This window comes from Clostridium sp. MF28 (assembly GCF_002969175.1).
GTDB classification, from domain to species: Bacteria; Bacillota; Clostridia; order Clostridiales; family Clostridiaceae; genus Clostridium; species Clostridium beijerinckii.
Genome location: NZ_CP014331.1, coordinates 1,796,490 through 1,822,047, shown reverse-complemented (window position 1 = coordinate 1,822,047; position 25,558 = coordinate 1,796,490). Strand labels below are relative to the sequence as shown.

Genomic DNA, 25,558 nt, shown 5'->3' with positions numbered 1-25,558 from the left:
AATGTATGCAAATAGATTGATAAGAAACGGAGAGTAAGGGTAGTGAAATCTTATTAAGAAACAAGAAGCTCTTATGTATCGAAAATAAAAAAGCGTATTTCAGAAAGAAGCAGCAACAAAGGAATTGATGGATAAAATAATAAAAAAGCAAATGGGTAAATAATTAGGAACTCTAGAAATAGGGTTCTTTTTGTGGCTGTTTTAAAATTATGATAAAAATACTTAAGAATTCTGATTAAAATGAAAAAAATGTTGCAACTTTATTAAAAATGTATTACTATATAACAGTAAAATCTAAAAGTTCAGATGAAGATAGCGGGAGAGTAATGGCTATGGTCATTCACCGAAGAAGTAAATCTTTCAGGTACCTATTTAATTAGAGATGACCGCTATTGGATGAAACCTTGGAGAGACTCGAAAAGAGCACCGAAGGAGAAAGCTGTAAAGGCGAAACTCTCAGGTAAAAGGACAGGGGACAGATAACATATCTTATCAAAGTAATATATTATAGATTACTTCATTTAGATCTTATCTATTCCCATTTATATCTCAAATCACAAAATATTTAGATTAGTAAAGGGCTTTTTAGTACATGCCTTTTAACTAAGATGGAGGGATAAAATGGATCAATTAAAATCAGAAAATCAAAACTTATCAAGAGGACTAAAAAATCGTCATGTCCAATTACTCGCAATTGGAGGAGCAATCGGTACTGGATTATTCCTTGGTTCAGGAAGGTCTATTCACTTAGCGGGACCATCTATATTGTTTGCGTATATGATAACAGGAATAATTTGTTTTTTTATTATGCGTGCCCTTGGGGAATTATTACTTTCTAATTTAAACTATCATTCATTTGTAGACTTTGTATATGATTATTTAGGAGAGAGAGCAGCATTTATTACTGGATGGACCTACTGGTTCTGTTGGATTTCACTTGCGATGGCAGATGTAACTGCTGCAGGTCTTTATATACAATACTGGTTCCCGAATGTAGCTCAATGGGTTCCAAGTCTTATAATTCTTATAGTTTTATTGATTATGAACCTTACAGCAGTAAAGTTATTCGGCGAAATGGAGTTCTGGTTTGCTTTAATTAAAGTTGTTGCAATTTTAGCGCTAATTATAATCGGTATATTTATGGTTATTAAAGGATTTTCTACAGATGCTGGCGCAGCTAGCTTCACAAATCTTTGGAGTCATGGAGGATTGTTCCCGAAGGGTGCAACTGGATTTATTCTTTCATTCCAAATGGTTGTATTTGCTTTTACCGGAATCGAGTTAGTAGGACTTACGGCTGGTGAAACAGAAGATCCAGAACGAGTTATTCCAAGGGCTATTAATAATATTCCAATTAGAATTATTATTTTCTATGTTGGAGCACTATTTATTATTATGAGCATATATCCATGGACTTCAATTAATCCAGATAAAAGTCCATTTGTACAAGTGTTTTCAGCAGTAGGAATTGCAGCGGCAGCGAGTATTGTAAATTTCGTTGTATTAACATCAGCTGCTTCTGCATGTAACAGCGGTATTTTTAGCACAAGCCGTATGGTTTACTCTCTTGCAAAAGAAGGTAATGCACCAGAGTCAATGAATAAATTAACGTCTAATCAAGTACCTGCTAATGCTACAATCTTCTCAGCAATTATTATCTTGATTTCAGTTATTTTAAATTATATTATGCCAGAAGGAGTATTTGTTCTAATTACAAGTATATCAACATTTTGTTTTATCTTTATTTGGGCAATTATTGTTGTTTGCCATTTGAAATATCGTAAAACTAATCCAGAACTTGCAGCTTCGAACAAATTCAAGATGCCACTTTACCCAATGATGAATTATATAATTCTAGCGTTTTTAGCTTTTGTTATAATTACATTAGCATTTAATAATGAAACTCGTGTGGCTCTATTTGTAACGCCAGTATGGTTTATTATGCTTTGGTTGATCCATAAGGGGATTAAATCAAAAGCGGAAACAAAAGAAGTTGTTAAAAGAAATTTAGCATAAGATTTTAACACTCAAATAACTCTGTTAAATGATTGTAGATTTTGATGTGATGAATGTTTTTAATACGTATGCTCACATTTTTAAAGTATGAATTTAAGAAATATTTAAGATAAAAGATAATAAACCACTTTATTCTAGATTAATCAGAATAAAGTGGTTTATTATATTGTTAACAATATATCTAAGTATTAATTAGTCTTGATACTGAGATAATTGTTGGCATGCAGAATTAAGAGAATTTATTGCTTGTTGAATTTTATTTTTATTATCTTGTTTTTCTGCAGAGCTAAGAGCTTGTTGTAATGAGCTAATAGTATCTTTGCATGAAGATACGCTTTGATCAACATATTGTTTAGCTTTTCCTGGCATATTTAGCACCTCCTATATAAATCATTCAAAGTTAGTATGAGCATAACTTAATTAAATATACGAAATTAAGAGAAGGAATTTGTATTGTAAATATTGGATATTTTGATTATGTAATACAAAGGGGAATAGTTTTTTATTAATCTTAAGCTGCTTCTAAAATATAAACTTTAGTTATTAAGAGTAATCTGAATTATCTTAGCGTATTCAGTTATATAATTTTTATATTATTTAGAACTGAAAAAGTATAAAAAAGTATACAAAAGTATAATATACAACACATGAAAATAACTTTAGAATAATAAATGTAACTTAATACATAGGGGGATAAAAATGTTAAAAAGTATATTAAGAACATTAGCCGCTTTAACTATATTTACTATTATTCCAGTTATTTCATATGCTAATGATTCAACAAATGCATCGGAAATAAATTGGATTGAAGGGCCAAAGAATGTTGATGTAGGAACTGACTTAGCAAAGTTAGATTTGCCTAGTGAATACGTTTTTGCGAATGGAAAAGATGCAAAGGAATTAATGAAAGAAATGGATAATTCAGTTACCGGCATGGAACAGGGAATAGTTTTATCAAAAGATAATAATGAAAATTGGTATGTTTTATTTGAATTTGATAATATGGGATATGTCAAAGACAATGATGCAGGAAAAATAAATGCTGATCAGTTATTGTCCGATATAAAAAATGGAACTGAAGAGGATAATAAGGAAAGAATGAAGAATGGAAAATCTACATTAGATATAATTGGATGGGATGAAAAACCACATTATGATCCAAATACCAATAATTTAGTATGGTCAGTATTATGTAATAGTAGTGGCGAACAGATAGTTAATTATAATGTAAGAGTTTTAGGGCGTGGTGGAGTGACTGAAGTCACACTGGTTGCAAGTAAGGACGAAATGTTGGCGGTTAAACCTAAACTGGAAAATATTCTTAAGAATTATGCTTATAAAGAAGGAAAAAGATACTCAGATTACATGAAAGGCGATAAGGTAGCAGAAGCAGGATTAGCAGCACTAATTGTTGGAGGCACAGCATCTAAGATAGGTTTGCTTGCTAAAATACTAATAATATTTAAGAAGGTATGGATATTTGTTTTGGCTGCTATAGGAGGTCTATTTGGTAAAGTAATAAAGGTATTTAAGAAAAAGCCATATAGATATGATGAAACTGAATTGAATTCAAATAAAATTGTATTTAAAGAAAATTCTGAGGCAGATATAAAAAGCTGATATATTTTTTAAAATAATTTGTATGAGCTTTATTAGTTGCAAATATTCCAATATAAACTAAAGGTACATGTGAAAGCTTACTAAAAGCAACTTCCTCACATGTACATTTTTGTTGTATATGGAAAAAATTTATTGTAGTTATTCAGAATATAAATAAGGATTTGTTATAGGAAATGAGTAGAAATAAAAGCCATAAGTAAATTTATGTAAATTCACTTATGGCCATTAAATAAAGAATATAGCAGTATAACTCACACTAATATAGATAACTTAGTATCTAATTATAATCTTTCGACCATAATTAAACAGTGCAATACCTATATTAATATTTTGTTCGACTAAATAAGATACTTACACGACCATATATAATCTTTTGACTATATATGATTATTACACCACCAAATATAATCTTAGCTTGACTTTATAAGATAAGTTGGAATCCTATTATAATAAAATTAATCTACTATAATAAAACTTTTCCTAACCATATAAAATCTCATCTAATGTTAATACAAGTCTTTTGACTTGTATTAACATTCTGATAAACAAATATATTGTTTTTGAACATATTTGTTTGCTTAACTGTTATATCATTTATGATATTAGCATATCCTAAAGGAAGTATTTGATACTATGAAATTCATGGTAGTGCTATATAAATTTTCATTGATAAAATAATTAACTAGTAATTTTAAAAAAATTTCTAGTGATATAGTGATTAGTTAAAAGTTTTTGGGTGCAATATGTAGACTTAATGACTACAAAATTGTAGTCATTAAGAATTGAAATTTAAATGTAAAATTATAAGGCGTTTTTATAATTTTATATTTAATACTATTTTTTATTATGTTCTTGTAAACTAGTTAAAGGCACTTCGCGTGAATTTTTTGGATTTTTAAAAAAATGGATATTAGCAGTTTCTGTATTAGTATTTACGCTTTCGATGTAAATTGGAGTTCCATTAAGTGTTACATTTGCCATTACTGATGATGAAACAATTTCCTGTGCTCTTTCTTTATCCATAATAAATCTCTCCTTTATGATTTTATGATTAGCTATATATTTGACATGGGAAAATTATAATATTCAATAAAAAATAAAAGTTCACAGTTTCTTAACAAGTTTTAATAAATTTTATTTTTACATCAAAAGATTGTGTGAAAAAATATTTTATTAGATAAAATACGCTTATTATAAAAAATATAATATGGTATTATGGGAGTAGATGAAATAATTAGTAGAAAAGTAGAAGGTGATAGACTTGATAGATTTTGATTATAGAGGATTAACGGGAGATATCATTACAAAAGAGGAATTTAGTTATGAAGAAGAACGAAAAGCTTGGAATAGGGCTATAGAAAAATATCCATTAGCAATTGTATATTGCCATACTAATGATGATATCATCAATGCAATAACTTGGGCCAAATTGCATTCAGTAGAAATTAGAATAAGGTCAGGCAGACATCACTATGAGGGATATTCAACAGGAAATGATGTTTTGGTTATTGATATTAGCAAAATGAATGCAATTAGTGTAGATGAAGAAATAGGAGTAGTAAAGATACAAGGCGGAGTTAGGAATAGGGAACTTTACGAGGTTTTGGGAGAACTGGGCTATCCATTTCCAGGAGGAGGATGTCCAACAGTTGGAGTTTCGGGACTAACTTTAGGTGGCGGATGGGGTTATTCAAATAGATTGCTTGGATTAGCATCTGATAACTTACTTGAAATTGAATTGATAGACTATAAGGGGGAAAGAATAGTTGCTACAGATAAATCTAATACAGACTTGTTTTGGGCTTTAAGAGGTGCTGGTGGAGGAAATTTTGGAGTAGTTACTAGCATGATATTTAAACTTCCTGAAAAAATTAAGATGGCGACTTTAATAGATATCGATTATATAGGTGCTGATGATCATGAGATATTAGATATATTTGAGATTTGGACACATTTATATATGAATTTAGATAAAAGAGTTAATTTAAAGATGGGGATATATAATTCAGAAATAAAAGGAAGAGGAGTCAGAATTGCAGGAATAGTATATGGTTCCAGAGAAGAGGCAGAAGTAATTTTAGGCGACTTTAAGAATATTTCTAAAAAGGGAGTATTTGATTTTAACTATATTTCAGTTTTAGATGTAAATAGAAGGATTCAAGATGGTCATCCTCCATATGAAAAATATAAATCAGCAGGAAGATTCGTATATAAGGATTATAGTAGAAGTGAAATGAAAAAAATTATAGAACTTGTTGAAGAGAGGGCTAAAGGTGCAGTATATGCAGCTGTTTCCCTATATGGATTAGGTGGAGCAATTATGGAAAAAGATAAAAATGATACAGCTTTTTACTATAGAGATGCGAAATTTATAATGGGGTTTCAATCTGTTTGGGAAGAGGCTGAGTATGCGCCTATGAATATAGAATGGGTTAAAGAAAAGCTTAAATACATAAATAGTATCACAACAGGTTCATATATTAATTTTCCATGCGCAGATATTGAGGATTATGAAAAAGAGTATTATGGAGAAAATTTAGAGAAATTAAGAGAAGTTAAATTGAAATATGATCCGTATGAGGTGTTTAAATTTCCTCAAGGAATACGAATTGGAAACGGGCAAAATTTAAATTAAGGAAATTATTTATAATAAAATATTATATTGGAAGCGAAAAAAGGCTATGTATAAGAGATAATTGTTTTAAACTTATACATAGTCTTAAGTTTTTTATATTACTTTTAAAATGAAGATATTCAATAATTTTATGTACGTTTAAAAATATTTTAGAAAATATTTTGCCAGTAAGACTTTATATTGAATTATATTACATAATTTGCTAAGATTTATACATAGAAATAAATCAAATTTTAAATACAAATGTAAAGTTATTCTGGTTTTAATGGGAAGATATTACTGTTTGAACATTAGTGTATTATTGTGTAATATTTTAGGAGGTAATTATTTGGTTAATTTTGAGATGGAGATTAAAAAAATAAATCCAATCAATATAAAGGAAATGGAATTGAATAGATATAAGATCGATAATGACATTAAGAAATCCATTATTCTATATAATTCAGCAATAGGAGAAATAAAAAAGAGCAACTTTGAGTTGGCTGTAAATGATTTGAAAAAAGCTTTATCCTATAATAAGGGGTTTTCAGATGCAATTAAGCTTATTGGATTGTGCTATGTTAGTATGAAGCAATATAGAAATGCAGAAAAGATCTTTAAGAAACTCAAAAAATACGCGATATATGATAGTTTAGCAAATGATTATATACAAAGTCTAAAAATAGAATCATCCAGAGGAAGAAATGTAAATAATATGGATGTTATAAATCATATTAATAGTGATATATGGAATGAGTACTCTAAAAAAACAAAGCGCTCGACAGGGAAAATAATTATGGTTATATTAAGTACAGTAATCATTATGGGTGGTATTGTAATGAATTATTTTTATCCAAAGTTTATTCAGGTGGCAATAGCGAAGGTTCCTATCGAAACTCAAGAATTTTTACATAAGCTTATTATAAATAATAAACTAATAGTAAAGCAAGAGGAAGTCGATAACGATCAGAACAAAGTAGATGATTCGTTAGAAGAGAACATGGTAAATCTTGAAAATAGTGAGAAAGCTAAAATAGATTCAGAAGATCAGAAAGTAAAAATCGATAGCTATAAAAATAATATCTTTGGCATGTTAGATGAGGCTGAGAAATCAATTGGAGACGGAAAATATGAAATTGCTGCTGAGGATTTAATAAATGTGAAGAACGAAAATCTTGATAATGATATGAAAGCGAAGTTTGATAAATTATGGCAAGATTTAAAAATAAGTGGACTCTGGCCTATATACAATGATGGAAATAAGCTATATAAACAAAAAAAATATGCGGAAGCACTTCCTAAATTAAAAATGGCTTCACAAATCGATTCTGATATAGATATTATGCCTTGGTTGATGTATCAAATAGGGACATGCTATAAAGAGACAAATGATTATTCAAATGCTCTTATATATTTTAAGCAGGTAAAAGATAAATATCCTAAAACTGAGTATGCTTCATATGCAGATTATAGTATGAAGGAAATGGGAAATTAGAAATGTTTCTTTCCGAAAAAATAGCTATATTTATGTAATTAATTTCAAAAAATTTAATAAGAATAATTATAATTGAAACGTGCTGCATTAGATTAAATAGTCTATACAGCACGTTTTATCACTGTCTTTAAAGAATAATAAGTAAAGATTACACAAAAGTGGGATAATTGTATATAATTATATAATATTGTATTATATAGGTAGAGGCGTTTTAATAATCTATTAAAAAATAAGATTAAGGGAAATTAGCCTTTAACCTCATGATTATATGAGACAGTATTATTGACATATTTTTTAGATTGTATATGGATTGGAGAGTGGTACTTTTGTATTCTATTATTATAGTAGAGGATGATTCTATACAAAGAGACATTTTAAAGAGAATGATATTATCTGTATGTGACTTTGTAAAAATTTATGAGGCTGATAGCGAAATGTCAGCATTAGAAATAATTTTAAATAATGATATTAATATGTTTTTAATAGACATTAGTTTAAAACAATCTTCAGGATTGGATCTTGCTATGAAGATTAGAAGTATATCTAAATACGAATTTAGGCAAATCATTTTTTTAACAACACACATGGAATATATAACTCAAGCATTTAAACAAACTCATTGCTATGATTATATTGTAAAACCATATGATAAAAATGATGTACAAGCTATGCTGAATAAGATTATTCTTAATGAAACAAGTGACTTGAATAACAAAGTTGATAATTATAGTGAGGAGAAAGACAAAGAAGTTGTAATCACTTTAAAAAATGGCGTGTACGTTGGAATAAAGGTAAATGATATTATATTTATAGAAGTTGATGGTAAAAACTGTGATATTAATACTTACAATGGCGTTTATACTGCATATAACATAAGTTTAAAAAAAATATTGCAGCTAGTTGACTGCAATTATATAGTTCAAAGCCATAGAGCTTTTGCAATAAACACGAATTATATATACAAGATAGAAAAACTAGACGTTAAACTTAGTGAAGTATATTTTAACGAATGTAGTAAGACAGCATTTTTAGGATACAAATTTAAAAATAGCATTATGTCTGAATTTAAAAAAGGAAAAGTGATAATATGTTAAGTTCAGCGATTATAAATGGAATGAATACATTTAATATAATTTATTTATGGGCAACATTAACCAAGAAAAATAATGATATATTGAAATTGGCTTTAAGTGTATTGATTGCTTCAATATTAGTTACAGGTATTGAAGTATTACAATTAAACTTTATGTTAGAATATATAGCAGTTATTATAAGCATTAAAATTATATATAAGGCAGATTTTAAACAAGTTATACTAGGATTTTTTTTAGTGTTGATTGCAGTAATGAGTTTAGAATTAATATTCGCGGCCCTTATTGATAAGTTTATCTACGATAATATAGTCACGGAAATTTGTGTGGAAGGAATAATATTGGTAGGAGAAATTATATTCTCAAAGATAAATTTATTAAATGAAAATTTTATTTTTGAGAATAAGGATAATATAGTTTTCATTTATTCTATTCTAATATGCAGTATATATGCTATGCTTTTTAAAATTAGTTGGTATTATGATAACATAGTAATTTTAAACAATTTATTTCTTTCATCTTTAATATTTGGCATATTGGCTTTATCTCAAGTTTTGATATACTTGTATTTTATTAAGGTGACAAGAGAAAAAGAATCATTAAAAATTTCAAATGAGTATAATGCTGTTATCGATGAAATAGTTCAAGAAATAAAACAAAGACAACATGATTTTGTTAATTATAAAAATTCAATAAGAGGAATGGTGGAAGTTTTAAGTGAAAAAGATTTAAAGGAAGCTATTAGAACTTATATGAAAGACGAAGATATATATGATAGTAAAATAAATGAACTTATATATATTGATAATGTAGTTGTTAGATCTATAATATATAGAAACATGTGCAGGGCAAAAAAGCATAATATTGTTTTTAAATATGAAATAGAAAATAATGTTTTAGATAATATATTAAGCTATAATGAATTTTCTAATATATTAAATAATTTGCTAAATAATGCTTTTGATGAGGTGACAAAAAAAGATTGTTCAATAAAATGTATTGAAATAAAGATTTTTAATGAAAATAAAGAATCTCATCTAATAGTCAAGAATCAAGTGGTAAATCCTAGTGACATTAACTTAGATGAGATTTTTACAAGAGGCTATTCTACTAAAAATACAGATACAAGAGGTTATGGTTTATATAATGTACAACAAATAGTTAATTTACATAAGGGATACATTAAAATTAATATCCAATGTAATGAAATTATTTTTGATATTTATTTTAATAATTCTTCAGGATAATCTGGCTCGCCCCATACGCCTGCACAGCTTGATTTAGATGCTAAGTTAAATAACTTAAGAAGTATAGCTGAAAAAATGTTTATAGATTTTTGCATTTGAAACCACTCCTTTCGTATTAATAATAATTATTTGAAGTATTTGCAAGAATATACTTATAAATATGCAATTACATAATTGCATATTTGATAGATTAAAGAATACTACAATCCAAAAAGCTAGCGATATTAAAGAAATTATTTTTAATGTCGCTTTATTTTTTACAGGTCTCTTTAAATTACGGCATGGCGCATAAGCTGCAACTATAATAAAAGATATTGTAAAAAAAATTATATAAAAGCTATTGCTTAGCTTGGGAGTCAGTGTCGTAAAAAGCAGTACTATTACGAAGTACATTATAGTAACAAGCAAACATGAAATAAAAGTTTTACAATGAGTACCTCCCATAAAAGGCCTGATTGAAATTAAAATAACATAAGATAGTAAAAGTATAGGGACTTCATTCAAGCCTAGAAATATTAAGAATATAACTACAAAATCAAATAAATTACCTAAAATAACCTCTAATGTATATTGGATTTTTAGTAAATCTGTTTTAATTAAAGAAGGATTATTTTTTTCTAAGTATCTTGTTATAAAAGTTGATATTAATTTTATCATTTTAACCTCTCTAGATTATTTAGTGAACAATATCTTTATAAAGTATATTGGATAAAATTTCAATATTATTGGAATAAAACGTACAAATTTTGGAATGAAAAGAATAATTGTTTAATAATTAAGCAAATAATTTATTGCATTGCTTTTAATACTTCATATTGTATGTTTAGAGGAAACACTATTTATTTAGGTTTAGTAATATGAGAATATATAAATGTGGTAAAGAGTGTTATTAACAATTGTATTAAGCTGATGGTGATGTTAATAATACTAGTAATTAAGAGGGGAGAGGTGAGATGAAAAAACAACTTAGAAAAGTGATGATTTTGGCTGTATCATTATTAATGCTTTTGGGACAAACTTCTAACATTGTTTTCGCTGCAACTTCACCAAATATATCAAGCAGTGCTTATAACAGTGAAAACATATTTACTCAGAGTGGTTACAAAGGACAATGTACATGGTTTGTATGGGGACGTGCATATGAGAAATTAGGAATAAAGTTAAACTCTCAGTTTTATGGCAATGCAAAACAATGGTGGAATGAAACTACTTATTCGAAAGGGCAAACACCAGCCGCTAATTCTATAGCTGTATTCGGGAATGGTAGCGCGGGGCATGTTGTATTTATTGAAAGTGTTTCTGGTGACACAATATACTTTAACGAAGCTAACTATCATGTGAGTAAGGCATATGATGGCACAGAGGAAAATCAGACAGTATCAGCATTTAAGAGCAGATCTGCGAATTTTCTTGGATTCATATATCTACAGGGTAATCCATCTGAGCCGAGTGATCCAACACAAAGTGGCTTTACTTATACAAATAATGCTCAAGTATTAGGAGATTTTCTTTATGTAAGAGATTCGAGTGGTAATATTATTCCTGGTCGTAGAGTTGATGATGGGGATAAAATAACAGTATTGGATGTTAGTTATTCAACACAACTGGCTTTGATAGAATATCCAACACCTAATGGAGTACGGACAGGATATGTTAGCAATGCTACAAATATAATCAAATATTTTAATGCTGGAGCTTGGAAAAATGGTTCTACATCGGAAACTGTTTATGATTCTAATGGAAATATAATAGGATCACTATCTCCTGGTGAGACTGCGACACCACTGTATCGTAAAAATGGTAAGTTGAGTGTAGTTTATAATACGTCTAAAGGCGCAAATACTAAATCAGGATTTGTAGTATATAATGGAGGTTTCAATAAGTATTAACAAGTGAGTTTTAAAAATGTGGGTATGACTTTATTTCAAAGAGGAAAGTCTAAATGAGATTGTGGGTTAGAGAATAGGTTTTATATATACATTTATAAATAATAAATATAGCTTAATAAAAATTGATGATATAAAATGTTTGATATCATCAATTTTTTATTATTTTAGATATAACCTTATATGCAAATGTTTCTGAATAGTACATAAAGTGAATTGAAAGAATTTATAAATTAAGGTTTCATATTTTTAAAATATCAAAAGTATAGAGGTTGGATTTTTAAATATTTACTTCAGAATATTCAATGTATACAACGGTTTCTAGTGTGTCAATATATGTATTAGTTAGCATAATAGCGAATAATAGCGAAAAAATAGAATAACTTCACAAAAAGGTGAGAAGATAGGAGATTAATATATGCCAGAGGTGTTAAGATAAAACACGTCGCTAAGAGATGTGAAATTAATAACTTAAAGCTAATAGAACTAATGAAAATGAAGTTCAAAAAGTTTTTTTAGTTGTTGACAAGCTTTGAAAGCGGTGATATACTGAGTAAGCTGTCAGAAACGATAGATACTTGTAAAGCCTTATAACAACAGGTTTTAGAAAGAAAAATTGGTCTTTGAAAATTGAACAGAATAAGATAAATACATTTAAGTAAACCAGCAATTTTTATTTGAGTAAGCTAAGATTAAACTTTTAATTGAGAGTTTGATCCTGGCTCAGGACGAACGCTGGCGGCGTGCTTAACACATGCAAGTCGAGCGAGATGAACTCCTTCGGGAGGGACTCTAGCGGCGGACGGGTGAGTAACACGTGGGTAACCTGCCTCATAGAGGGGAATAGCCTTTCGAAAGGAAGATTAATACCGCATAAGATTGTAGTGCCGCATGGCATAGCAATTAAAGGAGTAATCCGCTATGAGATGGACCCGCGTCGCATTAGCTAGTTGGTGAGGTAACGGCTCACCAAGGCGACGATGCGTAGCCGACCTGAGAGGGTGATCGGCCACATTGGGACTGAGACACGGCCCAGACTCCTACGGGAGGCAGCAGTGGGGAATATTGCACAATGGGGGAAACCCTGATGCAGCAACGCCGCGTGAGTGATGACGGTCTTCGGATTGTAAAGCTCTGTCTTCAGGGACGATAATGACGGTACCTGAGGAGGAAGCCACGGCTAACTACGTGCCAGCAGCCGCGGTAATACGTAGGTGGCAAGCGTTGTCCGGATTTACTGGGCGTAAAGGGAGCGTAGGTGGATATTTAAGTGGGATGTGAAATACTCGGGCTTAACCTGGGTGCTGCATTCCAAACTGGATATCTAGAGTGCAGGAGAGGAAAGTAGAATTCCTAGTGTAGCGGTGAAATGCGTAGAGATTAGGAAGAATACCAGTGGCGAAGGCGACTTTCTGGACTGTAACTGACACTGAGGCTCGAAAGCGTGGGGAGCAAACAGGATTAGATACCCTGGTAGTCCACGCCGTAAACGATGAATACTAGGTGTAGGGGTTGTCATGACCTCTGTGCCGCCGCTAACGCATTAAGTATTCCGCCTGGGGAGTACGGTCGCAAGATTAAAACTCAAAGGAATTGACGGGGGCCCGCACAAGCAGCGGAGCATGTGGTTTAATTCGAAGCAACGCGAAGAACCTTACCTAGACTTGACATCTCCTGAATTACCCTTAATCGGGGAAGCCCTTCGGGGCAGGAAGACAGGTGGTGCATGGTTGTCGTCAGCTCGTGTCGTGAGATGTTGGGTTAAGTCCCGCAACGAGCGCAACCCTTATTGTTAGTTGCTACCATTTAGTTGAGCACTCTAGCGAGACTGCCCGGGTTAACCGGGAGGAAGGTGGGGATGACGTCAAATCATCATGCCCCTTATGTCTAGGGCTACACACGTGCTACAATGGCTGGTACAGAGAGATGCTAAACCGTGAGGCGGAGCTAAACTTTAAAACCAGTCTCAGTTCGGATTGTAGGCTGAAACTCGCCTACATGAAGCTGGAGTTGCTAGTAATCGCGAATCAGAATGTCGCGGTGAATACGTTCCCGGGCCTTGTACACACCGCCCGTCACACCATGAGAGTTGGCAATACCCAAAGTTCGTGAGCTAACGCGCAAGCGGGGCAGCGACCTAAGGTAGGGTCAGCGATTGGGGTGAAGTCGTAACAAGGTAGCCGTAGGAGAACCTGCGGCTGGATCACCTCCTTTCTATGGAGAAATCTAGATCAGCATGATGTCTGACTAGTACAGATACATTATTATGTGTCAAAATATAAAATACTTGCTCAAAGGTTACTTAAGTATTTGTTCTGTTCAATTTTGAAAGACTAAGTCTTTCAAAATGCGTAGCTTAGTAGCGACAAGTGCGAGAAAGCGAAAATTTTATGAAATGAAGCGTACTTCACGTACGTAAATGAGTAAAATTTGTAGCTGATGAAGAAATTGACGGTAATAAGCAAGCAAGATGTTCTTTGAAAATTGCACATAGATTTAATGTATATATAAAATACAACAAAGCCAAGAATAAATATTCTTTGTGAAATGATTAAAAACAAATTGGAGCAAATTATAATATATATCGCTATATACTATATTTGTAAGCCAATTTGCGCAGCTTATTGGTGGCAAGTGCGAGGAGTCGATGAAATTTTGGAGTGAAGCGTACTTAAATGTACGTGAACGAGAAAATTTCAGCAGACGACGAAGCAATTGACATCAATAAGCAAGCAAAAGGTCAAGCTACAAAGGGCGCATGGTGAATGCCTTGGCATCAGGAGCCGATGAAGGACGCGATAAGCTGCGATAAGCTTCGGGTAGACGCACATAGTCAGAGATCCGAAGATTTCCGAATGAGGAAACTCACATGGGAAACCCCATGTATCATAAAGTGAATACATAGCTTTATGAAGGTAAACCCAGGGAACTGAAACATCTAAGTACCTGGAGGAAGAGAAAGAAAAATCGATTTTCTTAGTAGCGGCGAGCGAAAAGGAAAGAGCCCAAACCAGAGATTTATCTCTGGGGTTGCGGACAGAACATAACGTGAAATTATAGTTAATTGAACACAACTGGAAAGTTGGACCGTAGGAGGTAATAGTCCTGTAAATGAAAACTATAATGAGCAGTTCTGCACCAGAGTACCACGAGACACGTGAAACCTTGTGGGAAGCAGGGAGGACCACCTCCCAAGGCTAAATACTACCTGATGACCGATAGTGAAGCAGTACCGTGAGGGAAAGGTGAAAAGAACCCCGGGAGGGGAGTGAAATAGAACCTGAAACCATGTGCCTACAACCGATCAAAGCACCTTATGTGTGTGATGATGTGCTTTTTGTAGAACGAGCCAACGAGTTACGGTATGTAGCGAGGTTAAGTACTTAAGGTACGGAGCCGAAGGGAAACCGAGTCTTAATAGGGCGACTAGTTGCATGCTGTAGACCCGAAACCGGGTGACCTATCCATGGCCAGGTTGAAGCGAGGGTAAAACCTCGTGGAGGACCGAACCACGTTGCTGTTGAAAAAGCATGGGATGAGCTGTGGATAGCGGAGAAATTCCAATCGAACTCGGATATAGCTGGTTCTCCTCGAAATAGCTTTAGGGCTAGCGTCGGAAAATGTGAGTAGTGGAGGTAGAGCACTGAATAGGCTAGGGGGCATAGCGCTTACCGAACCTTATCAAACTCCGAATGCCACATACTATCAGTCCGGCAGTCAGACTATGAAAGATAAGTTCCATGGTCAAAAGGGAAACAGCCCAGATCGTCAGCTAAGGTCCCAAAGTGTAAGTTAAGTGGAAAAGGATGTGGGATTTCTAAGACAACTAGGATGTTGGCTTAGAAGCAGCCACTCATTAAAAGAGTGCGTAATAGCTCACTAGTCAAGAGATCCTGCGCCGAAAATGTCCGGGGCTCAAACTTACCACCGAAGCTACGGGTTCACGTGTATAACGTGAGCGGTAGAGGAGCGTCGTAATCGGGCTGAAGTCGTACCGTAAGGAGCGGTGGACTGATTACGAGTGAGAATGTTGGCATTAGTAGCGAGATGTAGGCGAGAATCCTACAGGCCGAATATCTAAGGTTTCCTGAGTAAAGTTTGTCTTCTCAGGGTTAGTCGGGACCTAAGGCGAGGCCGAAAGGCGTAGTCGATGGACAATTGGTTGATATTCCAATACCACTATAATCGTTATTATCGATGGTGTGACGGAGAAGGATAGGATGTGCTAGCTATTGGATGCTAGTCTAAGCGTTTAGGGAGTTGGGATTGGCAAATCCGTTCCAACAATTCTGAGGCGTGATGGGGAAGGTTCTACGGAACCGAAGTATCTGATTCCATGCTTCCAAGAAAAGCATCTAGAGAGAGAAGTAGTGCCCGTACCGCAAACCGACACAGGTAGATGAGGAGAGAATCCTAAGGCCGACGGAAGAATTGCAGTTAAGGAACTAGGCAAATTGACCCCGTAACTTCGGGAGAAGGGGTGCCTGAGAAATCAGGCCGCAGAGAATAGGCACAAGCAACTGTTTAACAAAAACACAGGTCTCTGCTAAAGCGAAAGCTGATGTATAGGGGCTGACGCCTGCCCGGTGCTGGAAGGTTAAGGGGAACACTTAGTGGTAACGCGAAGGTGTGAACTTAAGCCCCAGTAAACGGCGGCCGTAACTATAACGGTCCTAAGGTAGCGAAATTCCTTGTCAGGTAAGTTCTGACCCGCACGAATGGCGTAATGACTTGTGCACTGTCTCAACTGCAAATCCGGCGAAGTTGTAGTGCGAGTGAAGATGCTCGCTACCCGCGATTGGACGGAAAGACCCCGTAGAGCTTTACTGTAGCTTAGCATTGAATTTCGGTATTGTCTGTACAGGATAGGTGGGAGACTGGGAAACTAGGGCGTCAGCCTTGGTGGAGTCGTTGTTGGGATACCACCCTGATAGTATTGAAGTTCTAACTGGATGCCATGAAACTGGTGACAGGACATTGTTAGGTGGGCAGTTTGACTGGGGCGGTCGCCTCCTAAAATGTAACGGAGGCGCCCAAAGGTTCCCTCAGAACGGTCGGAAATCGTTCGAAGAGTGTAAAGGCAGAAGGGAGCCTGACTGCGACACCTACAAGTGGAGCAGGGACGAAAGTCGGGCTTAGTGATCCGGTGGTACCTCGTGGGAGGGCCATCGCTCAACGGATAAAAGCTACCTCGGGGATAACAGGCTGATCTCCCCCAAGAGTTCACATCGACGGGGAGGTTTGGCACCTCGATGTCGGCTCGTCGCATCCTGGGGCTGAAGTAGGTCCCAAGGGTTGGGCTGTTCGCCCATTAAAGCGGCACGCGAGCTGGGTTCAGAACGTCGTGAGACAGTTCGGTCCCTATCCGTCGCGGGCGTAGGAAATTTGAGAGGAGCTGTCCTTAGTACGAGAGGACCGGGATGGACTGACCTATGGTGTACCAGTTGTTTCGCCAGAAGCATAGCTGGGTAGCTAAGTCGGGAAGGGATAAACGCTGAAAGCATCTAAGTGTGAAGCCCACCTCAAGATGAGATTTCCCATAGCATAAGCTAGTAAGACCCCTTGAAGACTACAAGGTTGATAGGTCAGAGGTGTAAGTGCGGCAACGCATTTAGCTGACTGATACTAATAGGTCGAGGGCTTGACCAATATAATCAAGTTGTAATATACATTAAATAGAGAGAAAGCTCGACTCACTAGCGTTCGCTGAGTAAGTTCGAGGAACCAAATATGAAATTTGGACTCTCACTTATGTGCAATTTTGAAAGAACAAGGTTCTTTTAAGTAGTAATTATTTAGTATAATTGCTGAAAAAATAGTATAAGCGATGGACTTGGGTTATTTTTTCTAAGGAAACACTAACTCACATACGTTCGTTGGTGTGCTGTTTTTCAACCAAATCGAAGATTTGGGAAAAACATGCATCTCGTGATGATGGCATAGAGGTAACACTCCTTCCCATTCCGAACAGGAAAGTTAAGGTCTATAGCGCCGATGGTACTGCATGGGAGACTGTGTGGCAGAGTAGGACGTTGCGAGGTAAGTATAAAAGATAGCTGTAATGGCTATCTTTTTTTTGTCTTATTAAATATACTAATTAAATTGGTAGTAAGGAAGTTTTTATATAAGGAAATATGAGTTTCAATTAGTAAATAAATTTAATAATAAACTATAAGCTTATTTCATATGTTATAAAAGAATTCATGAGCCGGCATGTATTGCTTTAATTTAGTTTTTATATTGTTTCTAGAATAAGTGGGAAGAAAGCCATTTATAAGAAATAATCATATTAAGTTGAGCTTTTCTATGTTACTTATTTACATATATAGAATATATATTATCAATTTAATTTTCTTGTAACATATAAGGTAATATGTTAAAATAGTGTCAAACAATTAGGTGTAAAAGTTTTATTATTGGGATTTATCAAAAATACTCTGATAATAATATTAAAACAATAATATTGTTATACGATAATTAAATAATAAGAGCTAAATAAAGATTCAAAAAATATGATATATTTAAAAGGGATATGAGAGGAGAACATTTAATGGAGGCAGATTGTAATTCATCTGAAGGGGAATCTATCTTAAATAATTGGATGAAGGAAAAGTGTGATAATATGGAGTTGGTAGTAGTGAATGATATTCCGATTTTAGTGGAGGATTGTTTATCTATACTAACAGGTACTGTTGCTAAAGTTAAAAACTCAACTGACAAGTTAATTGTCACAACTATAGACAATACTAATTATGTTTTAGAATCGTTCACAGAAATGAATATTACAAATTAAACGTATTTTGAAAATTCATATTAACATGTTGGAATTCGATTTTATACAGAAGGAGATAGCTTTTTACAAGACTATAAGAGTGATATTTGGATTCCTATAATATCAGAGAGTAAAAATTAGTAATAAAATATTTTAAATTAAATATAATTGGCTTAGTATTGCCGAAATTTAAAATAAAAGCAGGTGGTTTTAATTAAACTATCTGTTTTTATTTTAGAATAAAACGAGTTAACTCTCCTTTTTATATATTAGAAAGTGGCTATAAAGGTTAAAGTATCCATAAAGTGCAATGAAAATAGTTTTAATATTCGTAGGAGATTTAATGTATTCTGATGAAAAATTAACAAGCCACTTTGAAGTTCATGAAATTATTTTGATAGTAATGTATTTATGTGAATAATATTCATGTAAACCCTTTATAAGGAATAAAATCCTTGTATGTTATGAATTGTAGGGAATATGCCACTATGATATAATTATGTTAAAAGATGAAGCAAACACTATAGGAAATTATGGAATGCAAAATTATATGGACTAAATTCATAGAATATGTATGACAGTTACTGAATAATGCAAGATAAAGTAATATTCTGTCACTATTCGTTTGAATAGTTTTTGGTTATATAGAATTATAATAAAATTAATCAAATCTGTTTATCAGTACAGTTCCTTAGAAGTGCAGATAAAAAGTTACTTTGATTTATAGGAGGAGGGAAGAAGGTCTAAAAGAGTGGTGATAAGCTTAATTAAGTACATTTACGAAAGATAAATTTAAGGAGGGGTACACAAATGAAAAAAATTATTTCAGCAGTTACTTTTTTATTAGTAGCATTTGGATTTACAGCAAATGTTAATGCAGCGGTAGTAACATCAGTCTCAACATCAAATGAACGAGTAATCATCGTATTTAAAAATAAAGCTGATAAAAATGTAGTTTCAAAAGCGAGAGGAAATGTAAGACGAGAATACAAAAATGCAAACGTTCTATCAGCATCTGTTCCTACTACAGCTATTAAGGATTTGAGAGATGATCCCAATGTATTAGCCGTAGAACAAGATATAATAGTTAAAACAAATTCTCAAACAGTAGACTGGGGAGTGAATAAGATCCAAGCTCCGACAGCATGGTCTTCAAGTTATACTGGAAAAGGAGTAAAAATCGGAATTGTTGATACTGGGATAGCTAACCATGAGGATCTATCAGTTGCAGGTGGCGCAGCTTTCACATCTTATACAACATCATATTTAGATGATAATGGGCACGGAACGCACGTTGCAGGTATAATAGGAGCGAAAAATAATGGTTATGGAATTGTTGGAGTTGCTAATGAGGCAAGTCTTTATGCTATAAAAGTATTAGGAAATGATGGGGCTGGATACCTTTCTGATATAATCGCAGGAATAGATTGGTGTATTACAAATAAAATGGACATTATTAACTTAAGTCTTGGTAGTTCCGTACCATCAACTGCATTGCAACAAGAAGTTGACAAGGCTTATAATCAAGGCATTTTAGTTGTTGCGGCAGCAGGAAATGATGTACATCAGATGGATCAACGGATACTGTAGATTATCCAGCAAAATATAGTTCGGTTATAGCAGTAGCGGCAATTGATTCTAATAATAAAAGACCTTCGTTTTCCTCTACAGGAAATACTGTTGAAGTAGCGGCGCCAGGGGTTAGTGTTCTTAGTACATATTTAAATAATAAATATGTATCTATGAGCGGTACTTCAATGTCAGCACCTTTTGTTACAGGAGATTTAGCATTATTAAAGCAGGCTAATCCAGGGCTTTCTCCAAATCAATTACGTGCAAAACTTAATGAAAATGTTATTGATTTAGGAATAAGCGGAAAAGATAGTTGGTATGGTTATGGGCTAATACAAGCACCTAGAGGACAAACATCAACGGTGACACAGCCAATTTCAACAATACCAACTAATACGCAGCCTGTTACTACTCAACCAGTTGTAAGTCAGCCTGTGACAACGCAACCTTCAAAATTAGGGACAAGAACGGTTGTGTCTACAAATAAAGCCTATTACTTAGCAGGTGATATAATATATATTAAAGCTAAGGTTACAGATACTTCTGGCAAAGCAATTCAAGGAGCAGCCGTTAAATTTAGTATTACTTCACCCAAAGGTGTTGTGACAATATATAAAGGAATGACAGATAGATCTGGAGAGGCTTTTTTTGGTATTTTGACATATAGAATTACAGGAAAAGGTACTTATAAAGTTCTGGCTGAGACTACATATAGTAGTTATATGACAAGTTCGTCTAATACTGCATTTCAAATTTATTAAAAATAGTTTATATAGTAGAACTTAGTGAAATACATTACCTACCACTATTTTGTGGGAGGTAATGTATTTTTTGATTAGAGGACATTACTAAAGCAAGGAATAATTCACAATAAAAAAGATAGATGCATTGGAATTTGTTGGACTAATTACTATAATTAATAAAAAATGTCTGTTTTATAGGAGGTATTTCGCTGATATTGTCGAATATTAATTAAAGTACTAATCTAATATTTTAGAAATATATAATAACTTAGGAGGAAAAACATGAATATTAAAAGGAAGTTGACGTTAACACTTCTTCTTGCGAGTTCTGTGCCTTTAATAATATTCACAATCATTAATTTGTTTTTTTCACAAAAGATTGCGATAGAAAATGCACTAGCTGATAATTTTAAAAGAGCAGAAATTGTGGATGAAAAGATAAATGGTTTAATTGAGAGAAATATGTATGGGATAAAGAGCATGGCTAGAAATCCTATTATTAGTTCCTATGATGCAGAAAAATCTAAACCAATTTTAGTTGAGAGTTCAAAAGTATATCCAGATTTATCATTTACGGCTGTTACTAAATTGGATGGAGTTCAGTTTGTGAGAAGTGATGACTCTAAATCATCTGATATATCAGATCGTAATTTTTATAAATCAGCACTTAAAGGACAGGATGAGGTTGTATCTGAAGTTCTTGTAAGTAAAGATAATGGAAGTTTAATCACAGTTCTAGCAACGCCTATTAGAGATAAAGAGGGCGGGATTGTAACGGGAATTTTACAAGGAAATATTGAACTTCCAGTGCTAAATTCTTTTGTTAAAGAGCTTTCCCAGGATAATGCAACTGTTTATATCGTAGATTCAGACGGCAAATTGCTAGCTCATCCTACTAAGACATTAGACAAGCCAGAAGATCGTACAGATTTAAATGATTTCGAATTTATTAAGAAAGGTGTAAAAGGGGAGAGTGGTTCCGAAGAAGTAGTTAAAGATGGGAAAAGTATGCTTGTGAGCTATGTTCAGGATAAAAAGACAGGATGGGTTATTTGTGCTGAAATTCCTAAAAGTATTACTGTTGAAAAAAGCATACATTCTTTAATTAATACTAGTTTAATAGGAATAGTTATATTGTTTATTACATGTGGAGGAGTTTTTGTTCTAGTTGGTTATGCAACTAAACCATTGCATATACTTTTAAATGCAGCAAATAAGATTTCAAATGGAGATTTAACAGTTAATAATATAAACATAAAATCCAACGATGAGATAGGTAATTTAGGAAGAGCATTTGAAAAAATGGCTGTTAACTTACGAGAGGTAATAAATAATATTAAAGAACATTCAGAGAGAGTTTCATCAGCATCTAGTGAGATGACAGATGTTTGCGAGCAGCAGTCAAAAGTTGCTACAAATTCTGCAGAAAATGTTAATGAAATTGCGGAAGGTTCTATGTTAGTAAGCTCTAAGATAGATAAAATAAATTCTAATATGAATATTTTAGATAGCGCAATAAAAGATATAAATGAAAAATCAGATAATGTTTCTTCGGCTGTACAAACTGCGTCTAGCTATTCTGAGAAGGGAAGCGAGGCACTCCATAAAGTTAACTCAAGTATGGTTAATATTAAAAGTTCAGTTAACGATACATCTAAAGTTATAGACAAGCTTGGAGAGCATTCACAAGCAATAGGGAAAATTACAGAAGTAATAAAGGGCATCTCAGAACAAACAAATCTGTTGGCTTTAAATGCAGCAATAGAAGCAGCACGTGCCGGAGAACAAGGAAAAGGATTTGCAGTTGTTGCTGATGAGGTTCGTAAATTAGCAGAACAATCTGGAGAAGCTGCGGGGCAGGTTAGTGCTCTTATAAATGGTATACAAAAAGAAACTGAAAATGTAGCTTTAGTTATGAATAAAGGCATAAATGAAGTTAATGATGGATCTAAAGTAGTGAATGAAGCTAATAGCTATTTTCAATTAATATTTAAATCTATACAAGAAGTTGAATCTAATATGCAGGAAGTAAGTAATGCTATAGATAATATGAATAAAACTGAAAAGGAAGTATTTGTTAATATTAGTGATATTACACAGCTTTCTGAGGCTGTAGCAGGAGAAACTCAAGGAATATCTGCGGCTACAGAAGAACAAGTAGCTTCAATTGAAGAAATGACAGCATCAGTTCAGAGCTTTAGCGATATGGCTACAACGCTTAAAGAATTAACAGATAAGTTTAAGACAAATTAATACTATTTATCTTTAGCGTAAAAAAACTCAATGATAATTGTCTACTTTCCATAAATAAGTGGTTATTTTATTAATGGATTAAAATTTAATATGCTCCCTTTTATGATCGATAGTTTTTTACTGTCTACCATGTAGGGCGCATATCATTAATTTATAGTGCGATAGTCCTTTTTTGCTTATAAATTACGAAATAGTAGTGAAACTATTATATTCTATATTATGAAAATTTTAGTTTGGATAATATAGCTAAAATGAGTTGATGAAACTAATAAATTCTAAATATTCAAGCCTTTGAGCATTTAGATAAGATTGGAAGTTTCTGATAATGAATCTATCTGAACTAGTTAAAATATTATTCTCGCACCACTTCTTATAAAATTTGTATCTATAACGTGCCGCTTCAGAAGATATTGAACAGTATGTTTCTATGTCATGAGAAGATCTAATATTCAACTTATGAAGAATTACTGGATTAGATAATAAAAGACCAGTAAAATAATTTGCTTCAGCCTCCATAATTTTATATTCAGATTCTGACAGGTAGTCATCAAATATTTTAGTATTATCAGATGAATAATGGCTACATAAAATATGACCTAATTCATGAGTTAAAGTCCATCTAATTCTTTCATCAGATTTAAAATCTAAATCATTATAATAAATTATATACTTATTTGAAGGTTTAAAATAATCAGTACATCCTTCGTCAGAAGTTAATATTTCAAAAGTTTCTTCTTTGGTTAGATTGTGATCAAGCATGAATCGATGATAAGAAACTATTTTTATATTATCGAAAGAACCTATTATTTCAAATACGTTTATAGGAAACTTACTAATATTTAATTTTATATAAATATCATTAACTATCTGTTTTATACGCTTATATCTAATCGTCGAAGTACTCATCAAAAGCAGACCTTAAAATTTTCATCATTTTTTCTTTGTTTTTAGGATCCATTTTTCTTCGAGCTCTCTCAATTCTTCTTATATCATCATCGCCAAATCCAGTGTCACTAATTCTCTTATCAGGAAAGTCTAATTCTTCTATATTATCAGACAATAAGTAATCAACAGTAGTATTTAAAGTATTTGCCAACTTAATTAATGTATCATTGCTAGCACCTTGTCTATTTCCTTCTATCATTCCTATAGTAGATTGACTTACACCAATAGCTTCAGCTAACTTTTGCTGTGTAATTTTTCTCTCTTTTCTAAGTAGTTTTACTTTATCACCTAACATTATAAATTCACCTCTTAAGATAATTTTATCATAGTGACCGATAAATTCAATAAAAAAATTAAAAAAATGAAAGTAATTTTATTATTAATCTATAAACCACATTATTTTCATAACATGAGGACAAAATAATTAATAAAATTAACCTTAAAATTAAATAATTAAAGGAGAAAAATATGAAAATGAAGAAATCGGCAATTTTATTAACTGGCATAACAATACTCAGTTTCTTATTAATGAGAAATTTTCATGTTAATAATCTGAAGTGTATTAATCTAATAAAAAAAGAGGCTTTAGCTGTTAATAAAATTAATTATTTTAATATGGAAGTATCTTTACGTAATGAATCAAAACAATACGAAATAATTAATGAAGTTTATAGTAAAGATCATGTGAAGATCAATTACCCTCAAATAAAAAATTATGCTGATGCAGTAAAGCTTGACTCTATAAATAAAGATTTAAAAAATGCAGCCCTAAGTATTGTAAATATATATGTTGAGAATAATACAAATATTAATGATATAAACATGGAAGTAAATTATGAAGTGAAAACTAAAAATAATAAATATATATCAATAGCTTTTAATGGATTAGTAAATATTAAAGGAACAGCATATCCAACTTCAATCTTTTATACGGTTAATATAGATTTAGAGAACGGTTTAACAGTTGGTCTTTCAGAATATGCTAATGTGCAGGGAGTACTAGAAAAATTAAAAAAGTTAGATGATGTTAAAATGCTTTCAGAGGATGATAAATTAATAGAAGTACAGAAGTCTGTTATAAAAAACATTAGTGATGATGAACTTTTAAATATATTAAAAGATGCTGATTTTCACGAGAAAGATGGCGTGATTGAAATTCCAAAGAAAGGAGCTTATAGTTATATGGAAGATAATAAAATAGTAATTAGCATTCCAATGATTCATGCTATAGGAGATCATGCGGAATTTATAATAGAAAAGCAATAGATCTTTAAGTAAAGTTTTTGTAAGATAAAAAATATAGT

18 protein-coding genes, 3 rRNA genes and 1 riboswitch are annotated in these 25,558 nt (G+C 32.5%); of the genes, 15 read left to right on the top strand and 6 right to left on the bottom strand.

Annotated features, from left to right (window positions below; translation table 11 throughout):
* Nucleotides 1-394: 394 nt before the first annotated feature.
* Nucleotides 395-482, top strand: a riboswitch (glycine riboswitch).
* A 139-nt stretch (nucleotides 483-621) separates the two neighbouring features.
* A complete protein-coding gene (locus tag AXY43_RS08180) occupies nucleotides 622-2,016 on the top strand; it encodes an amino acid permease (protein ID WP_023972997.1) in 1,395 nt (464 codons plus the stop codon).
* A 192-nt stretch (nucleotides 2,017-2,208) separates the two neighbouring features.
* Here the strand turns inward: AXY43_RS08180 and AXY43_RS27780 are convergent, their stop codons facing one another.
* Entirely contained in the window at nucleotides 2,209-2,385 is a 177-nt protein-coding gene (locus AXY43_RS27780; protein ID WP_023972996.1) for a hypothetical protein, read from the bottom strand.
* A gap of 330 nt (nucleotides 2,386-2,715) precedes the next feature.
* On the opposite strand from AXY43_RS27780, the gene AXY43_RS08175 reads away from it, so the two are divergent.
* Entirely contained in the window at nucleotides 2,716-3,636 is a 921-nt protein-coding gene (locus AXY43_RS08175; RefSeq protein WP_039771330.1) for a DUF2167 domain-containing protein, read from the top strand.
* A gap of 834 nt (nucleotides 3,637-4,470) precedes the next feature.
* Here the strand turns inward: AXY43_RS08175 and AXY43_RS08170 are convergent.
* Nucleotides 4,471-4,659 (bottom strand): H-type small acid-soluble spore protein, encoded by a 189-nt coding sequence (locus AXY43_RS08170; RefSeq protein ID WP_017208958.1) that lies wholly within the window; start codon nucleotides 4,657-4,659, stop codon nucleotides 4,471-4,473.
* A 238-nt stretch (nucleotides 4,660-4,897) separates the two neighbouring features.
* Here AXY43_RS08170 and AXY43_RS08165 point away from each other — a divergent pair, with 238 nt between their 5' ends.
* From AXY43_RS08165 to AXY43_RS08150, 4 genes are all read left to right on the top strand, one after another.
* A complete protein-coding gene (locus AXY43_RS08165) occupies nucleotides 4,898-6,271 on the top strand; it encodes an FAD-dependent oxidoreductase (protein WP_105411390.1) in 1,374 nt (457 codons plus the stop codon).
* A 328-nt stretch (nucleotides 6,272-6,599) separates the two neighbouring features.
* Nucleotides 6,600-7,745, top strand: coding sequence for a tetratricopeptide repeat protein (locus tag AXY43_RS08160; protein WP_105411389.1), 1,146 nt, complete (start codon nucleotides 6,600-6,602; stop codon nucleotides 7,743-7,745).
* Between the two features lie 326 nt (nucleotides 7,746-8,071).
* Nucleotides 8,072-8,839, top strand: a complete 768-nt coding sequence (locus AXY43_RS08155) for a LytR/AlgR family response regulator transcription factor (RefSeq protein ID WP_081098884.1) — start codon at nucleotides 8,072-8,074, stop codon at nucleotides 8,837-8,839.
* Nucleotides 8,833-10,083: a sensor histidine kinase gene (locus AXY43_RS08150; RefSeq protein ID WP_039771326.1), complete on the top strand. Its 1,251-nt coding sequence runs from the start codon at nucleotides 8,833-8,835 to the stop codon at nucleotides 10,081-10,083. Before AXY43_RS08155 ends, AXY43_RS08150 begins: the two co-directional genes overlap by 7 nt.
* On the opposite strand, the gene AXY43_RS08145 is transcribed toward AXY43_RS08150, so the two are convergent.
* The gene (locus tag AXY43_RS08145; protein ID WP_085953365.1) at nucleotides 10,059-10,178 is read right to left on the bottom strand and encodes an AgrD family cyclic lactone autoinducer peptide; all 120 of its coding nucleotides are present in this window, start codon (nucleotides 10,176-10,178) and stop codon (nucleotides 10,059-10,061) included. The two genes, AXY43_RS08150 and AXY43_RS08145, sit on opposite strands and share 25 nt — an antisense overlap.
* The gene (locus AXY43_RS08140; protein WP_039771324.1) at nucleotides 10,138-10,740 is read right to left on the bottom strand and encodes an accessory gene regulator B family protein; all 603 of its coding nucleotides are present in this window, start codon (nucleotides 10,738-10,740) and stop codon (nucleotides 10,138-10,140) included. Before AXY43_RS08140 ends, AXY43_RS08145 begins: the two co-directional genes overlap by 41 nt.
* Before the next feature lie 296 nt (nucleotides 10,741-11,036).
* Between AXY43_RS08140 and AXY43_RS08135 the strand changes: the two genes are divergently transcribed.
* From AXY43_RS08135 to AXY43_RS08105, 8 genes are all read left to right on the top strand, one after another.
* Nucleotides 11,037-11,972 carry a CHAP domain-containing protein gene (locus AXY43_RS08135; protein ID WP_031275497.1) on the top strand — a complete coding sequence of 312 codons (936 nt, stop codon included), beginning with the start codon at nucleotides 11,037-11,039 and terminating at the stop codon, nucleotides 11,970-11,972.
* A gap of 697 nt (nucleotides 11,973-12,669) precedes the next feature.
* Nucleotides 12,670-14,183, top strand: a 16S ribosomal RNA gene (locus AXY43_RS08130).
* A 524-nt stretch (nucleotides 14,184-14,707) separates the two neighbouring features.
* Nucleotides 14,708-17,618 (top strand): 23S ribosomal RNA (locus AXY43_RS08125).
* 275 nt (nucleotides 17,619-17,893) lie between these two features.
* A 5S ribosomal RNA gene (gene rrf / locus AXY43_RS08120) occupies nucleotides 17,894-18,010 on the top strand.
* The 16S, 23S and 5S rRNA genes sit together here, the layout of an rRNA operon.
* A 509-nt stretch (nucleotides 18,011-18,519) precedes the next feature.
* Nucleotides 18,520-18,762 (top strand): hypothetical protein, encoded by a 243-nt coding sequence (locus AXY43_RS08115; RefSeq protein ID WP_039769576.1) that lies wholly within the window; start codon nucleotides 18,520-18,522, stop codon nucleotides 18,760-18,762.
* A gap of 789 nt (nucleotides 18,763-19,551) precedes the next feature.
* Nucleotides 19,552-20,331: a S8 family serine peptidase gene (locus tag AXY43_RS28425; RefSeq protein WP_279220079.1), complete on the top strand. Its 780-nt coding sequence runs from the start codon at nucleotides 19,552-19,554 to the stop codon at nucleotides 20,329-20,331.
* 26 nt (nucleotides 20,332-20,357) lie between these two features.
* Complete coding sequence (locus AXY43_RS28420) at nucleotides 20,358-21,074, top strand: S8 family serine peptidase (RefSeq protein WP_347501438.1); 717 nt, start codon at nucleotides 20,358-20,360, stop codon at nucleotides 21,072-21,074.
* A gap of 264 nt (nucleotides 21,075-21,338) precedes the next feature.
* Complete coding sequence (locus tag AXY43_RS08105) at nucleotides 21,339-23,309, top strand: methyl-accepting chemotaxis protein (RefSeq protein WP_105411388.1); 1,971 nt, start codon at nucleotides 21,339-21,341, stop codon at nucleotides 23,307-23,309.
* 246 nt (nucleotides 23,310-23,555) lie between these two features.
* Here the strand turns inward: AXY43_RS08105 and AXY43_RS08100 are convergent, their stop codons facing one another.
* Both AXY43_RS08100 and AXY43_RS08095 read right to left on the bottom strand, forming a co-directional pair.
* Nucleotides 23,556-24,215 carry an ImmA/IrrE family metallo-endopeptidase gene (locus AXY43_RS08100; protein WP_041899040.1) on the bottom strand — a complete coding sequence of 220 codons (660 nt, stop codon included), beginning with the start codon at nucleotides 24,213-24,215 and terminating at the stop codon, nucleotides 23,556-23,558.
* Nucleotides 24,196-24,549, bottom strand: a complete 354-nt coding sequence (locus AXY43_RS08095; protein WP_017211864.1) for a helix-turn-helix domain-containing protein — start codon at nucleotides 24,547-24,549, stop codon at nucleotides 24,196-24,198. Before AXY43_RS08095 ends, AXY43_RS08100 begins: the two co-directional genes overlap by 20 nt.
* 173 nt (nucleotides 24,550-24,722) lie before the next feature.
* Between AXY43_RS08095 and AXY43_RS08090 the strand changes: the two genes are divergently transcribed.
* On the top strand, nucleotides 24,723-25,520 hold the full coding sequence (locus AXY43_RS08090; protein WP_077869209.1) for a DUF4163 domain-containing protein: 798 nt from the start codon (nucleotides 24,723-24,725) through the stop codon (nucleotides 25,518-25,520).
* The last annotated feature ends 38 nt before the right edge of the window (nucleotides 25,521-25,558 follow it).

Coding starts and splice junctions, on each gene's coding strand:
- AXY43_RS08180 (WP_023972997.1), top strand. CDS start 622: ATGGATCAATTAAAATCAGAAAATCAAAACTTATCAAGAGGACTAAAA.
- AXY43_RS27780 (WP_023972996.1), bottom strand. CDS start 2,385: ATGCCAGGAAAAGCTAAACAATATGTTGATCAAAGCGTATCTTCATGC.
- AXY43_RS08175 (WP_039771330.1), top strand. CDS start 2,716: ATGTTAAAAAGTATATTAAGAACATTAGCCGCTTTAACTATATTTACT.
- AXY43_RS08170 (WP_017208958.1), bottom strand. CDS start 4,659: ATGGATAAAGAAAGAGCACAGGAAATTGTTTCATCATCAGTAATGGCA.
- AXY43_RS08150 (WP_039771326.1), top strand. CDS start 8,833: ATGTTAAGTTCAGCGATTATAAATGGAATGAATACATTTAATATAATT.
- AXY43_RS08145 (WP_085953365.1), bottom strand. CDS start 10,178: ATGCAAAAATCTATAAACATTTTTTCAGCTATACTTCTTAAGTTATTT.
- AXY43_RS08140 (WP_039771324.1), bottom strand. CDS start 10,740: ATGATAAAATTAATATCAACTTTTATAACAAGATACTTAGAAAAAAAT.
- AXY43_RS08135 (WP_031275497.1), top strand. CDS start 11,037: ATGAAAAAACAACTTAGAAAAGTGATGATTTTGGCTGTATCATTATTA.
- AXY43_RS08115 (WP_039769576.1), top strand. CDS start 18,520: ATGGAGGCAGATTGTAATTCATCTGAAGGGGAATCTATCTTAAATAAT.
- AXY43_RS28425 (WP_279220079.1), top strand. CDS start 19,552: ATGAAAAAAATTATTTCAGCAGTTACTTTTTTATTAGTAGCATTTGGA.
- AXY43_RS08105 (WP_105411388.1), top strand. CDS start 21,339: ATGAATATTAAAAGGAAGTTGACGTTAACACTTCTTCTTGCGAGTTCT.
- AXY43_RS08100 (WP_041899040.1), bottom strand. CDS start 24,215: ATGAGTACTTCGACGATTAGATATAAGCGTATAAAACAGATAGTTAAT.
- AXY43_RS08095 (WP_017211864.1), bottom strand. CDS start 24,549: ATGTTAGGTGATAAAGTAAAACTACTTAGAAAAGAGAGAAAAATTACA.
- AXY43_RS08090 (WP_077869209.1), top strand. CDS start 24,723: ATGAAAATGAAGAAATCGGCAATTTTATTAACTGGCATAACAATACTC.